Annotated in this window: 13 protein-coding genes; 10 read left to right on the top strand and 3 right to left on the bottom strand. The window is 65.0% G+C overall.

The genetic code is table 11. The features are described from left to right. Window positions 1-24: 24 nt before the first annotated feature. Window positions 25-1,422, bottom strand: a complete 1,398-nt coding sequence (locus BV95_RS06260) for a leucyl aminopeptidase family protein (RefSeq protein ID WP_037448828.1) — start codon at window positions 1,420-1,422, stop codon at window positions 25-27. 141 nt (window positions 1,423-1,563) lie between these two features. Here BV95_RS06260 and BV95_RS06255 point away from each other — a divergent pair, with 141 nt between their 5' ends. Both BV95_RS06255 and BV95_RS06250 read left to right on the top strand, forming a co-directional pair. Then, window positions 1,564-1,767, top strand: coding sequence for a hypothetical protein (locus BV95_RS06255; protein WP_037448826.1), 204 nt, complete (start codon window positions 1,564-1,566; stop codon window positions 1,765-1,767). Continuing rightward, entirely contained in the window at window positions 1,767-2,609 is an 843-nt protein-coding gene (locus BV95_RS06250) for a DUF4163 domain-containing protein (RefSeq protein WP_037448824.1), read from the top strand. The genes BV95_RS06255 and BV95_RS06250 overlap by 1 nt, the downstream gene beginning before the upstream one ends. A gap of 287 nt (window positions 2,610-2,896) precedes the next feature. Here the strand turns inward: BV95_RS06250 and BV95_RS06245 are convergent, their stop codons facing one another. Beyond that, window positions 2,897-4,570: a GMC family oxidoreductase gene (locus BV95_RS06245; protein ID WP_037448973.1), complete on the bottom strand. Its 1,674-nt coding sequence runs from the start codon at window positions 4,568-4,570 to the stop codon at window positions 2,897-2,899. A gap of 182 nt (window positions 4,571-4,752) precedes the next feature. On the opposite strand from BV95_RS06245, the gene BV95_RS06240 reads away from it, so the two are divergent. From BV95_RS06240 to BV95_RS06220, 6 genes are all read left to right on the top strand, one after another. Next, window positions 4,753-5,541, top strand: a complete 789-nt coding sequence (locus BV95_RS06240) for an SDR family NAD(P)-dependent oxidoreductase (protein ID WP_037448970.1) — start codon at window positions 4,753-4,755, stop codon at window positions 5,539-5,541. Window positions 5,542-5,587: 46 nt separating this feature from the next. Beyond that, window positions 5,588-7,063: an aldehyde dehydrogenase gene (locus BV95_RS06235; RefSeq protein ID WP_037448823.1), complete on the top strand. Its 1,476-nt coding sequence runs from the start codon at window positions 5,588-5,590 to the stop codon at window positions 7,061-7,063. A 15-nt stretch (window positions 7,064-7,078) separates the two neighbouring features. Continuing rightward, window positions 7,079-8,398 carry an MFS transporter gene (locus tag BV95_RS06230; protein WP_037448822.1) on the top strand — a complete coding sequence of 440 codons (1,320 nt, stop codon included), beginning with the start codon at window positions 7,079-7,081 and terminating at the stop codon, window positions 8,396-8,398. Between the two features lie 109 nt (window positions 8,399-8,507). Further along, a complete protein-coding gene (locus BV95_RS06225; protein ID WP_037448820.1) occupies window positions 8,508-10,082 on the top strand; it encodes an AMP-binding protein in 1,575 nt (524 codons plus the stop codon). Between the two features lie 58 nt (window positions 10,083-10,140). Continuing rightward, window positions 10,141-10,413 (top strand): NmrA family NAD(P)-binding protein, encoded by a 273-nt coding sequence (locus BV95_RS24715; RefSeq protein WP_051749638.1) that lies wholly within the window; start codon window positions 10,141-10,143, stop codon window positions 10,411-10,413. Further along, complete coding sequence (locus BV95_RS06220; protein WP_081873294.1) at window positions 10,410-11,039, top strand: NmrA family NAD(P)-binding protein; 630 nt, start codon at window positions 10,410-10,412, stop codon at window positions 11,037-11,039. The genes BV95_RS24715 and BV95_RS06220 overlap by 4 nt, the downstream gene beginning before the upstream one ends. Here the strand turns inward: BV95_RS06220 and BV95_RS06215 are convergent. After that, window positions 11,029-11,880 (bottom strand): metal-dependent hydrolase, encoded by an 852-nt coding sequence (locus BV95_RS06215; protein ID WP_013849434.1) that lies wholly within the window; start codon window positions 11,878-11,880, stop codon window positions 11,029-11,031. The two genes, BV95_RS06220 and BV95_RS06215, sit on opposite strands and share 11 nt — an antisense overlap. Window positions 11,881-12,046: 166 nt before the next feature. Between BV95_RS06215 and BV95_RS06210 the strand changes: the two genes are divergently transcribed. Continuing rightward, window positions 12,047-13,150 (top strand): epoxide hydrolase family protein, encoded by a 1,104-nt coding sequence (locus BV95_RS06210; protein WP_037448817.1) that lies wholly within the window; start codon window positions 12,047-12,049, stop codon window positions 13,148-13,150. Continuing rightward, window positions 13,147-13,896 carry an enoyl-CoA hydratase-related protein gene (locus BV95_RS06205; RefSeq protein ID WP_037448815.1) on the top strand — a complete coding sequence of 250 codons (750 nt, stop codon included), beginning with the start codon at window positions 13,147-13,149 and terminating at the stop codon, window positions 13,894-13,896. The genes BV95_RS06210 and BV95_RS06205 overlap by 4 nt, the downstream gene beginning before the upstream one ends. The last annotated feature ends 44 nt before the right edge of the window (window positions 13,897-13,940 follow it).

Below are 13,940 nucleotides of genomic sequence, written 5' to 3'. Positions count from 1 at the left end.
CGGCCTGCCGAAACCGCTTTCTTTTCACTTTTTGCGGTTATAGCGCGCCTGCAACATGTGAAATGCGGCGCGCAGCCCCAGCGCTTCGCCGCCCTTGGGCCGCCCCGGACGCGAGGATGGCCGCCACGCGAAGGTGTCGAGATGCACCCAGGGTGTGTTGTCGGGCACGAAGCGTTTCAGGAACAGGGCCGCCGTGATCGCCCCGGCAAAACCGCCTTCGCCCGCATTGTTGATATCGGCCACGTCCGATTTCAGCATCTCGGCATAGCCGTCCCACAATGGCAGGCGCCAGGTCGGATCGTCGACCGCGCTTCCGGCGGCGTCCATCTCCCCCGCCAGCGCATCGTCGTTGGAGAAGAGGGCGGGCAGGTCCGGCCCCACCGCCACCCGCGCCGCGCCGGTCAGCGTCGCATAGTCGATGATGAGGTCCGGCTTGTCCTCGCCCGCCAAAGTCAGCGCATCGCCCAGCACCAGCCGCCCTTCGGCATCGGTATTGCCGATCTCCACCGTCAACCCCTTGCGCGACCGCAATATGTCGCCGGGACGGAAGGCGTTGCCCGACACCGCATTTTCCGCCGCCGGGATCAGCAGATGCAGCCGCACCGGCAGGCGCGCGCCCATGACGAGCTGCGCCAGCGCCAGCGCATGGGCCGCGCCGCCCATATCCTTCTTCATCAGCCGCATCGCGGAGGAAGGCTTGATGTCCAGCCCCCCGCTGTCGAAGCAGATGCCCTTGCCGACGATGGCGATCTTCGGATGTTTCGGATCGCCCCAGCGCAATTCGATCAGGCGCGGCGCGAAGCTCTTGTCCGCCGCCTTGCCGACGGCATGGATCATCGGAAAGCCCTGCTCCAGCGCGTCGCCCTTCGTCACCTTGCATTCGGCGTCGAAGCGTTTCGCGACCTTGCGCGCCGCCGCTTCCAATTCGCCCGGTCCCATGTCGGCGGCGGGCGTGTTGACCAGATCGCGCACCAGCGCCACCGCTTCGGCCAGCCTTGTCGCCGCCTCGATCTGCGCCACCTCGCCGGTCAGCAGCACGCGTGCGCCGGAGCCATTTTCTTCCTTGCGATAGCGGTCGAACCGATATTGCGCGGTCAGCCATCCCAGCATCGCCGCGCCCGCCATTCCCTCCGCCAGCCGATATGTCCCTTCGGGCAATGTCTCGGCAAGCTTCGCAAGGCACCACGGCCCCAGCTTTTCCCGCGAAGCGACGCCCGCCACCACCGACCAGTCCGCCGCATCTTCGCCAAGCACTATCGCATGTTCATGCGCCTTGCCCTTGAATTTCTGTGCGGCGACGAGCGTCCGCACCCGCTCCGGCTGGCTGGCGAGCCAGGCTTCCAATCCTTGCGCATCCACGATGCGGATCGAACGGGCGGGTTGATTGTTATCGGCTTTGAGCAGGTCGGAAAAATCAGTCATGACGCGCCTGTTTTGGAGAAAGGTGGCTGGGATGAAAAGCGCAATTTTTCATCGCCTCTCCGCCTCCTTCGACCGCGCCATGATTTGCTTTGGATGGTCCGCAGGCCTAGATTGAACGCAGTTAAAACAAGGAGAGACAAGATGATGCACACCGATGACGGCCGCCTCCAGGCCCTTCGCGCCCGTGCCTATGTGCTGGCGGAAAGCGGGCGCTTCGCCGGAGCGCATGCGGTGGAGCAGGCGTTGATCGCGGAAGGCTGGCCCAATGCGGGCGCGGCGCTCCAGAGCAGCTATACGCGCAAGGCGATCAGCGAAAGGTGCATGGCGGCGGCCAAGGCCCACTGATGCGCGATATGAAGGGGAGGGGGCAGGCCGGGCCGCTGCTGGCAGCGGTCCTGCTGCTTGGCGCGTGCTCCGTTTCCGAAGATGGCAATGAGGCGCACCCCGGCAATGACGTCGCTGCCAGCAATTTCGCCAGCCGCATGTCGGGCCAGCCCGAACCCCCGCCGCCCGCCAAGCCCTTCGAGCGGAAGGAAAAGACCGACCTGCTCGATTTCGCCTACAGCTATCCCGCCCAGGCGGCGCAGATACCCGCATTGGTCGACAAATTCGGCAATGCGCTGAAAATCGGCAAGGCAGACGCGCTGAAAATGGCGCGGGAGGATCAAAAGGCGGCCAAGGCGTCCGGCTATCCGTTCCGTGGGCATGCGCTTCAGACCCGTTGGACCGTGACGGCCGACACGCCGCGCTTCCTGGCGCTGCAATCGGAAAGCTACGCCTTTACCGGCGGCGCGCACGGCATGACGGGCTATGACGCGCTGTTGTGGGACAAGGACCGCAAGCGCGAAACGGCGGTGGAGGCGCTCATGACCTCCCGCGCCGCCTTCGCCGCCGCCATTCGCGACCGCTTCTGCGATGCGCTGGACAAGGCGCGGGCGGAGAAGCGGGGCGCGCCGGTGAAGCGCAGCGACGATGACGATTTCACCAAATGCATCGATCCGATGAAGGAGGTGCTGGTCCCCACCTCAAAGGACGGAAAGCTGATCGACGGCGTCACCGTGGTCATCGGGCCGTACAGCGCCGGTCCCTATGCGGAGGGGAAATATGACATCGCGCTGCCGGTCGATGCGGCCATGCGCAAGGCGATCAAGACGGAATATCAGAACGCTTTCGTGGCGGCGCCTTGATACGCGCTATGCTTCCCGCTGGATGAATTGGGAATGTCGGCGCATGGTCAATAGCGGACGTTAAATTCCTCCCTACGCGCAGCGTGGGGAGGGGGACCGCTCGCGAAGCGAGTGGTGGAGGGGAAATTCGGAGGTCGTGCCCCATTCCCCTCCACCACCGCTTTCAGCGGCGGTCCCCCTCCCCATCTCTCGATGGGGAGGAATAGGATAGGTCCGGTTTCCACTCAAATCCCTCAGCAGGCGTCTTGAATTCGTCCACGCTGCCTGGTCCCGCCTTCATATCCCCATCATGCGTCCGCGAGGATCAGGTCCGCGCCCTTTTCCGCGATCATCATGGTCGCGGCGTTGGTGTTGCCCGACACGACGGCGGGCATGACCGAGGCGTCGACGACGCGCAGCCCCTCCACGCCGTTGACCTTCAGCCCAGCGGTGACGACCGCGTCCGGCCCCGTGCCCATCGCGCATGTCGACGTCTGGTGATAGCCGGTCGATCCGCTGGCGCGGGCGAAGGCCAGCAGTTCCTCATCGCTTTGCAGCGCGGCTCCGGGCGTCAGTTCATGGTCGAAATAGGGCGCGAGCGCGGGACTTTCCATCACGCGGCGCGCCCAGCGCAGCCCCCCGACCTGCGCCCGGCAGTCTGCTTCGGCGGAGAGGAAATTGGGCTTGATCGAGGGGGCGTCGTGGAAATCGCCGCTCCTGATATGGATCGAACCCTTCGACTGCGGACGCATCACATAGCCGCCGACCGTCATGCCGGGCAGCTTTTCCATCGTCATCGCGCCATTTTTCGCCAGCGCCTCGAAATCCACCGTGGCGGGGCTGGCGAAAAATTGCAGGTCCGGCAGGTCGAGCGCCGGATCGGATTTCAGGAACGCCGTCAGATTCGATCCGCCCAGCGCCAGCAGGCCGCTGCGGTTCAGGGCGAAGCGCAGCATCTGCCCGACCAGCGGCAGGCCGCGCGACATGGCGTTGAAGCTCGACGCGCCGGGCTTCAGGCGGGCGCGGATCATCGATGCATAATGATCCTGCAGGTTTTCGCCGACATTCGGGCTGTCCACCAGCGTCGCGATGCCCAACGCCCGCAGACGTTCGCCCTGCCCGATGCCGGACAGTTCCAGCAATTGGGGCGAATTGATCGTGCCGCCCGACAATATGACTTCGCGGCGGGCGCGCACCTGATGCAACCGGCCGCCCTTCCAATATTCGACGCCGACGGCCTTCCTGCCCTCGAACAGGATGCGGGTCGCATGGGCGTGGATGAAGACCCGAAGATTGGGCCGCTTCATCGCCGGGTGCAGATAGGCGACCGCCGCCGACACGCGCAGCCCCTTGTGCGCGTTGAGGCGGACGCGGGCGACACCCTCCCGCGTGGTGCCGTTCAGGTCGTTGGCCAGGGGAGCGCCCGCTTCCTCGAACGCCCTGGTCATGATGTCCAGCATGGGATGCCGCATCGGCACGTCGCTGATCGTCAGCGGGCCTTCCTGTTGGTCGCTGTTGGCGCCCTCGCCCTGCTGATTTTCGATCCGGCGGAAATAGGTTTCCGCCTCGTCCCAGCCCCAGCCGGTCAGTCCCCTTTGCCGCCAGCCGTCATAATCTTCCGGCAGGCCGCGCACCCAGAGAATGCCGTTGATGGAGGAGGAACCGCCCAGAACCTTGCCGCGCGGGAAGAAATGCTGCCGCCCGTCCGAACCCGGATCGGGTTCGGTCATATAGTTCCAGTTGACGCGCGGGTCCTTCAGCATCTTGGTGAAGCCGGCGGGCACGTGGATGTTCATCGTGCTCATCGCCTGAGCGGGATTGAAGAGATTTTGCAGCGGCCGGTCATCCCCGCCCGCTTCCAGCAGCGCCACCCTGTGCCGCCCGTTCGCGCTCAGCCGGTTGGCGAGCACGCAGCCCGCCGACCCTGCGCCGACGATGACATAATCGGCTTCCGCCTCCACGCTGTTGTGCGCCTCGCCCATGATGGCTTTCTCCTTTATCATCCACCGTGCATAGCGGGCAGGCGCGAAGGGTGCGCAAGGCTTATGTCGGACATGGCCGATGAACATCGCCCTTATGATGGCTTGCCCGGTGCCATCGAAATCCTGTCTCCGCCAGCGCTATGATCGCCCCTGAACAGGTCTTAGCCAAGGATGAGGATGGAATGACGGGGCTTTTCTCGCTCGCGGGACGCACGGCGATGGTCACGGGGGCTTCGCGCGGCCTGGGCAGGGCGATCGCGCTGGGATTGGCGCAGGCGGGCGCTTCGCTGATCCTTGCGGCGCGCGACGGGGCGAAGCTGGAGGAAACCGCCGGGGAGATCCGGGACGCGGGCGGGCAGGCGCGGACCATCGCCTTCGATCTGGCCGATCTGGATGCGGTGCAGGCGGCGACCGGGAAGCTGAATGCCGAGGGACCGGCCATCGACATATTGGTCAATAATGGCGCGATCGGCGGATGGGGGCCGCTGCACGACTCCACGCTCGGCCAGTGGGAAACCATGTTCGATGTGAACGTATCGTCCATGTATCTGCTGTGCCGCGACCTGTCCAAAGGGATGGCGGAGCGCAAATGGGGGCGGATCGTCAATTTCGCCTCCTACGTCTCCGACACCGGGCGGCCGAACCTGTCCGCCTATGTCGCCAGCAAGCATGCGGTGCTGGGCCTGACCCGGTCAATCGCGGCGGACCTGGCGCCCCATGGCGTCACCTGCAACGCCATCGCGCCCGGCTTCTTCGATACGGACATGGCCGCGCCCACGGTCGGCCATCCGGAGCGGGCGAAAATCTTCCGCAGCGCCATCGCGCTGGACCGCTTCGGCGATCCCAAGGAGATGGTCGGCCCCGTCCAGTTCCTGGCGTCCGACGCATCGGCCTATATCACCGGCCACATGCTGCCGGTGGACGGCGGCGTCGCCAATATCCTGTCGCTGCCCGTGGTCGTCGAGACCTGAGCCGCCTGCCGTCCTTATTTTTGCCGATCCAGAAGGAAAATCGCGCATGACCGATACGCTCCTCAACCTCGCCAGCCCGGAAAAACTGTTCATCGGCGGCGACTGGTCCAGTTCTTCGGCCTCCGACGGTATCGAGATCGTCTCGCCCGCGACGGAGGAAAAGGTGGGCCGCGTCGCGAAGGCGACCACAGCCGACATGGACCGCGCCGTCGCGGCGGCGCGCAACGCCTTCGACAACGGTCCCTGGCCGCGCATGACCGGGCCGGAGCGCGCCGTCTATCTGCGCCGCATCGCCGGGGAAATGGCCAAGCGCGCCGACGATTTCGCCCGTGCATGGTCGTTGCAGGTGGGCATGCCCTATGTGCAGTCGGTTTCGACCGCGCCGTTCATGGGTGGATATTACACCTATGCCGCCGATCTTGCGGAAAAGGGTTTTGAGGAAGTGCGGCCCGCCCTGGCCGGGGGGCATGCCATCGTCGTCCGCGAGCCGGTGGGCGTCGTCGCCGCCGTGGTGCCGTGGAACGCGCCGCTCGCCACGCTCTCTTTAAAGGTGGCTTTCGCGCTGGCCGCCGGTTGCACCATCATCGCCAAGCCTTCGCCGGAAACGCCGCTGGAGGCGTTGATCCTGGCCGAATGCATCGCGGCGGCGGAGGTGCCCGAAGGCGTGTTTTCGGTGCTGACGGCGGATCGCGACGTGTCCGACTATCTGATCCGGCACGAAGGGGTGGACAAGGTCAGCTTCACCGGATCGACAGCCGCCGGCCTGCACATCGCCTCCGTCGTCAGCGGGCGGTCGGGGCGCATCACGACGGAACTGGGCGGCAAGTCCGCCGCGATCATCCTGGACGATGCCGATATCGGCAAGGTGGTGGAAGGCATCATGCCCAACCTGGTCGGGCTGTGCGGCCAGCAATGCGCCGCCTTCAGCCGGATATTGGTGCCCGCTTCGCTGAAGGGCGCGGTGGAGGAGGCGCTGGCCGCCGCCATGCAATATGTGCAGGTGGGCGATCCCTTCGCCGAAACGACGCAGATGGGGCCGCTGGTCACCCAGCGCCAGCATGGCCGCGTGCTGGACTATATCCGGCAGGGCAAGGCGCAGGGCGCCCGCGTCGTCACGGGCGGCAACCGCCCCGCGCATCTCGACAAGGGCTGGTTCGTGGAACCCACCCTGTTCACCGACGCCAGCAACGACATGACCATCGCCCGCGAGGAGATTTTCGGACCCGTGGGCACGATCATCGCCTATGGCAGCGAGGAAGAGGCGATCGCCATCGCCAACGACAATATCTACGGCCTGTCGGGCGGGGTGTTCACGCAGGATGTCGAGCGGGCCTACAGGGTCGCCCGGCGCATCCGCACCGGCAATTTCGGCCATAATGGCCGGGTCATCGACTACACCATCCCCTATGGCGGCTTCAAACAGTCGGGCGTGGGGCGCGAGGGCGGCGAGGAAGGGCTGCACGGCTTTACCGAGATCAAGGCCGTCTTCATGCAGGAACTGCCTGCCCATCTGAAGGGCTGACCCTTGCACGCCCCCATGGATGCCCCCGCCCACACAAGCGACTGGCCGGACAATTACGGTCCGGTCAGCGCCTGGTGGACCGTCTTCATCCTGATGATCTTCCAGATCGTGTCGATGATCGACCGGCAGGTCATATCGGTGCTGATCCCCGAAATGCGAGCCGACCTTGGCCTCAACGATTTCCAGATCAGCATGGTGCAGGGCCTGTCCTTCGCCCTGTTCTATGGGTTGATGGGGCTGGTGATCGGCGGGCTGGTCGACCGTTATTCGCGGCGCGCCATCATGTTCACCGGAATCGTGGTCTGGTCGCTGGCGGCGGCGGGCACGGGGCTGGCGCGCGGCTATAACCAACTGTTCGCCGGCCGGCTGCTGGTCGGCGCGGGCGAGGCGGCGGTGTCGCCCGCCGGACAATCGCTCCTCTCCTCCATCTTCCCGCGCCACCGGCTGACGACGCCGATCGCCTGTCTGTCCGTGTCCGGCGTCATCGGCATATCCCTGTCCTATGCGCTGGGCGGCAATCTGCTGGCGCTGTTCAGCACGGAGCCGCTGGGCGGTCCGCTCGCGGGGCTTGCCCCATGGCGGCAGGTGCTGGTGGTGACGGGCCTGCCGGGCGTGGCGGTCGCCTTCCTGGTATTCGCCTTTCGCGAACCGAAGCGCCGCAGCCAGCCCCCGCCCGACCGGCAGGCGGCTAGCTGGGGCGCCTTCTTCCGCTATATCGGCGCGCATCCGCGCCTGATGCTGGGGTTGATCCTGGGATCGGCGGTGATGGCGGTGGCCATTCAGGGCACGATGGTGTGGACGCCGACCTATGCCCGCCGCGTGCTGGGTGCGAGCGCGGCGGATGTCGGGACGATGATGTCGGTCGCCGTCGCGCTGGGCGGCATCGTCGGCGGCCTGTCGCTGGGCATGCTGATCGACCATCGCTTTGCGCGGGGCACCCGCGACATGGCGCTGCGCCTGCTGTGCGGTTTCTGCATCGCCATCCCGCCGGTGCTGGCCATGGCCTTCGCACTGGGCAATTTCGCCATGCTGTTCGGCGCGATCACGCTGATGATGATGACCATGGGATCCAGCTATGGCCCGACCATGGCCGCCGTTCAGATGATCGCCCCGGTCGAGATGCGCGGCCGCTTCGCCGCGCTGATGGTATTGGCCTCCAATCTGTGCGGCTATGCCATGGGGCCGATGCTGATCGGTTTCCTGACGGATTATGTCTATGGCGATCCCATGAAGCTGGGCGCGGCGATCATCACCTGCCTGCTGACCGCCGGGCCGCTCGCGGCCTGGATGGTATGGTCGGCGCGGGGCGACTTCCTGCGCCATCTGGACCGATGAGGGCAGCCATCACAACCGCGCTTTTATCGCGCACCTTCTTTCTTCCAGGGCGGGTTCACCCCATGTTCGGATGCGAGATAGGCACAAATATCCTGACGAAAAGGCCATCATGACGACGACTATTCCCGCCCTTATGCGCAGCGCGGCAGCGCGTCACGGGGACCGCCCGGCTCTGGTTTCGCAGACAGACGGGGCAATCAGCTATCGCGAGCTGGACCGTCAGGCCGACCTGATCGCGAAGGCGCTGATCGCGGACGGCGCCCAGCCGGGCGACCGCGCCGCCATCTGGGCGCCCAATATGTGGGAATGGGTCGCCGTCGCCATCGGCATCCAGCGCGCCGCCGGGGTGATGGTGCCGCTCAACACCCGCCTGAAGGGCGGCGAGGTGTCGGACATCGTCCGTCGGGGCAGGATCGTCCGCCTGTTTTCCATCGGCAACTTCCTGGGCCGCTATTATCCGGCGATGCTGAAGGATGAGGCCATGCCCGGCCTGCGCCGCCGCATCGTGCTGCGCGCGACGCCGCAGGATCTGGGCGAAGGCGAAATCCGTTTCGAGGATTTCGCGGCCCTCGCCGAAAGCAGCAGCGACGCGCAGCTTGCCGAGCGAGAGGCGATGGTGAAGCCCGAAACGCTGGCGGACCTGATGTTCACGTCCGGCACGACGGGGGCGCCCAAGGGCGCGCTGTTCGATCATCGCCGGTCGCTGGGCGGCGGTCAGGCATGGGTGGACATTGCGCGCCAGACGGCGGACGACCGCTATGCCGCCTTCGGTCCCTTTTCCCACAATGCGTCCTACAAGGCGGGCTGGGTCGCATCGCTGATCGCGGGCAGCACGCTCTATTGGCCCGAAGCCTATGACCCGGCCAGCGTGCTCGATCTGGTGGCGAAGAACCGCATCACCGTGATGCCCGCCCCCCCGACCGTGTTTCAGGAGATGCTGGCCTTCCCCAACTGGCGCGACTGGGATATTTCAAGCTGGCGCTTCATGTCGACGGGATCGACCGTCGTGCCGATCGAACTGATGAAGCGGTTGCAGACGGAAACGCCGATCCAGGAGATCAGCACCGGCTATGGCATGACCGAATGCTGCGGGTCCGCCACGCACACGCGGCCGGGCGACCCGATGGAGCGCATCGCCTATACGGTGGGCACGGCCATCCCCGGCACGGAAATCCGCATCGCCGGGCCGGACGGCCGTTCGCTTGCCGTGGGCGAGCCGGGCGAAGTGCTGATCCGGGACGACAAGCTGCTGATCGAATATCTCGACAATCCGGAGGCGACCCTGGCCACGCTGGATGCCGATGGCTGGCTGCATTCCGGCGATGTCGGCTGTCTGGATGCGGACGGTTATCTGAAACTTACCGACCGGTTGAAGGACATGTATATCGTCGGCGGCTTCAACGTCTATCCGGCGGAGATCGAGAAGCAGATGACCGGCCTGCCCGGCATCCACCAGTCCGCCATCATCGGCATCCCCGACCAGCGTCTGGGCGAAGTGGGCCATGCCTTCATCGTCCGTTCCGCCGGGTCGACCATCACGGCGGAAGAAGTGATCGGCTGGGCCAAGGCCAATCTCGCCAATTACAAGGTTCCTCGCGGCGTCACGTTCCTGGACGCGCTGCCGATGAATTCGACCGGCAAGGTGATCAAGTTCGCGCTGAAGGAACTGCATGGAAGGGCGTGACCGGGGAGGCGGCGCGGCAGCGCCCCGTCCCCTTTGCGCGCCCTGAAAGGAGGATCATGTGACCATCCTGGTGACAGGCGCGACCGGCGCGCAGGGCGGAGCCGTCGCGCATGCGCTGCTGGCGCAGGGCAAGGCGGTGCGGGCATTGGTGCGCGATCCCCATTCCCCCTCCGCCCGCGCATTGGAGCGGGCTGGCGCGACCCTGGCCATCGGCCGTTTTGAGGATGGCGCTTCGCTGCGCGCCGCGCTTTCGGGGGCGGACGCGCTTTTTTCGGTCCAGACCGCTCCGGGTGCGGAGCGCGACAGCGAACGAATGCAGGCGCGGGGCTGATCGACGCGGCGCGGGCGGAAAATGTCCGCCATGTCGTGCATGGCTCCGTGTCCAACGCCGGTTCGTTTCGCACGATGGAGGGTTGGGCGGCAGGGCGGTGGGAAGCCAATTATTGGGAAAGCAAGGAAGATGCGGAAGCCATCGTGCGCGATGCAGGCTTTCCGGTTTACACGATCCTGCGTCCCGCCTTCATGATGGACAATTTCGCCATGCCCAAGGCGGCGGGGATGTTCCCCGATCTGGCGCAGGGCGCGATCCGTACCGCGATCGCGCCGGAAACGCCGATGGTGCTGATCGCGGCGGAGGATATCGCGCGCATGGCCTGCGCGGCTTTCGCGGCCCCGGACGCCTTTGCCGGGCGGGTGATCGAATTGGCCGGCGACCTGCTGACCCTTCCGGAAATCGCCCGGTTGCTGGCCATGATCAAGGGGAAGACCATCGTCTGCGAAAGCCGGGACGCCGACGCCTTGATCGCTTGCGGGCAGCATGACGGGTGGGTTCGCATGCAAATATGGATGAACATCGTCAACTATCCTGCCCGTCCGGAGGAGATGATGGATTGGGGAATCGAACCCACCTCCTTCGCTGACTGGGCGCGGCGCCACGCGGATATGATCAGCGGTTAAGGGCAGGCTCCGCCTTTTCGAACCGGCGCAGAAAGTCGAACAGCCCGGCGGGGGTCGGCTTTTTGCCGGGATCGTACCAGGGCAATAAATTCTTGAGCAGTTGCGGGAAGAATACCCTGAGCTGAAAATTGTTCAGCGCCTTGATGTCGCGATCCAGGACTGCCTGTTCGGCGTCCGTCATGGCTTTCCTGTCCTGCTCGATCAGGTAGGAGAACATCTGGGCCATATAGCCGCGCAGATGGAACATCGCATAGATGCAGCCATAGACGCGATAGAAATAGCCGTTCCAGATCTTGCCCCACAAACCGCGACTGAAGATGCGATGATAGATTTGGAAGCAGACTTCCCGATGTTCGAATTCTTCGGCCATATGCCATTTCCAGAAATCGACGGCATTGGCGTCCGCGCCTTCGATCAGCGCGTCCATCTGGCCGAACCAGATGCCGCCCTGCACCGCGCCCAGCGATTCGAAGCCGTCGGCATAGGCCAGCATGAATTTGAGCGAGCGATTGCGCAGAAAGCCTTCCAGATCGTCGGCCAGCTTCTTTTCGAATTCGGCAAGCCGGGGATAGCCCTGCGCGGCGATCACCTTGTTGAACTTCTGATGCTGGCGGTAATGCTGCGATTCCTGGCCGATGAAGGCGGTCATGTCTTCGCGCAATTGTTCCGAACCGGCGGGCAGGCGCTCCATCGCGATGTTCAGCACCTTGATCAGCCAGGGTTCGACCGGCGCGGGAATGATGGAGGTCGCGTTCTGGAACTGGGCGAAGGCGATGTTGGGCGCCCAATGCGCGCGCACCTTGGAAAAATCGATGCGTGGATAGCGTATGACGATGCCCACCGGCGCCCCTCCCTCTTTCATTTCATCACAGGATAGGCGATCGTAACACTGGTCAGTCCGCCCGTCATGGCGCCCCGAAGTCCGATCATGACTGTGATATCCGCCTGCGGATATTCGGTCGCGGCGCGGAGCGATTATGATTTGACGATCATTGAGGAGAGGCTATTTGACCCCCACCCCCTTCCGCATCGACGTGCCGCAGGCCATAGTCGACCATATTTGGCACCGGCTTGCCGATAGTCTCATCGGCTATATGCCCGATGATCCCGACCAGTGGAAATATGGCATGGACGCGCGCTATCTGGCCGAACTGGTCGATTATTGGCGCACCGCATATGACTGGCGCAAGGAGGAGGAGAAGCTCAACCGCTGGCCGCAGTTCATGGCGGAAATAGACGGCATTCCCATCCATTTCTATCATGTGCGGGGCAGCGATCCGCACAGGCCGCCGATCCTGCTGACGCATGGATGGCCGGGATCGGTTGTGGAGTTTCAGGCGGCGATTCCGCTGCTGGTGGAGGCGGGATTCTCGCTCGTCGTGCCGTCGCTGCCCGGCTATGGCTGGTCGGGCCGTCCACCGCGGCCGATCGGCCCGGCCCGCGTCGCCGCCTTGTGGCGGACGTTGATGGTGGACGTGCTGGGCTATGCGCGCTTCTTCGCCCAGGGCGGCGACTGGGGATCGGTTGTGACGACGCAACTGGGCATCAGCCATGCCGACGTGGTGGACGCGATCCATCTCAATTTCTTCATGGCGCCGCCGCCGCATGCCGATGCCGACGCGGAACTGCTCGGCTATTGGGCGCAGGTGCGCGCGATGATGGAGGCCGAAAGCGGCTATCATCATGAACATGCCACGAAACCGCAGACGATCGGCCTGGCGCTGCACGACAATCCGGTCGGCTGGGCCGCCTGGGTGGTCGAGAAATTCTGGCGCTGGGGCGACACCAAGGGAGACATCGAAAGCCGGTTCGACAAGGATCATCTGATCACCAACCTTATGTCCTATCTGGTCACGGACAATGTGATGTCGTCGATCTGGATGTATTATGGCCTGAAGGGCGACGCGCTGGCCAGCGGCCCGGTTCCGGTGCCCACCGCGCTGGCCCATTTCCCCGGCGAATTCTACCCCATGCCCGACCGCGCGCTGGCGGAGCGGCAATATAATGTGGTGCGCATGACGAAGATGGAGGCGGGCGGGCATTTCGCGGCGATGGAGGAACCGCAGGCGTTCTGCCGCGACGTCATCGAATTTTTCGAGAGCCGGATATGAATCTGGAACGGGATAATGCGCTGCTGGCCGAGGAAGCGGGCGAAGGGGTTTTGCTGCTGACGATGAACCGGCCAGCCCAACGCAATGCCATCGACATCCCCCTGCTCGACGCCATGAACGCGGCGTTCGACGCTTTTGTGCAAAATGACCGCTGGCGGGTGGGCGTGCTGACGGGCGCGAAGCCCGCCTTCTGCGCCGGGCTGGACCTGAAGACCTTCTCCGCCCCCGATGCGCCGCGCCACGCCGTGACGGCCCTGATCCGCCGCGTGCCCCATCTGGGCAAGCCGATGATCGCGGCCGTGGAGGGTGCGGCCTATACCGGCGGCCTTGAACTGGCGCTGGGCTGCGACTTCATCCTGGCCAGCGAGGATGCCCGCTTCGCCGATACCCATGCGAAGATCGGCGCGCTGTCGGGCAGCGGCATGGGATCGCGCCTGCCGCATGCCGTGGGCGCGCGCTTCGCCCGTCAGATGATGTTGAGCTGCCAGCCGATCGATGCCGCCACGGCTTTGCGGGTCGGGCTTGTCAACGAACTGCTGCCGGCGGGAGAAGTCCTGCCCAGGGCGTTGGAGATCGCGAAGGCTATCGCGGCGCACGATCCCGAACTCCTCCGCATGGCCAAGAGCGTGATCGATCGGGGAACGGAAACGACTCTGGCGGAAGCGCTGGCCATCGAGACGGAGACGCTGCGGCAGCGCAACGCGATGGGCGGCATGACGTGGAGCAGCGCCGCGTCTGCCGGATGATCGTGAAAAAGGGGAGCGAACCGCCCGGCTCGCTCCCCCTTCCC

Origin of the sequence: Sphingobium chlorophenolicum (genome assembly GCF_000722875.1) — a bacterium.
Taxonomy (GTDB): Bacteria; Pseudomonadota; Alphaproteobacteria; order Sphingomonadales; family Sphingomonadaceae; genus Sphingobium; species Sphingobium chlorophenolicum.
Note: the sequence above shows the minus strand (reverse complement) of the source record. Positions and strands in the feature narration are given on the sequence as shown.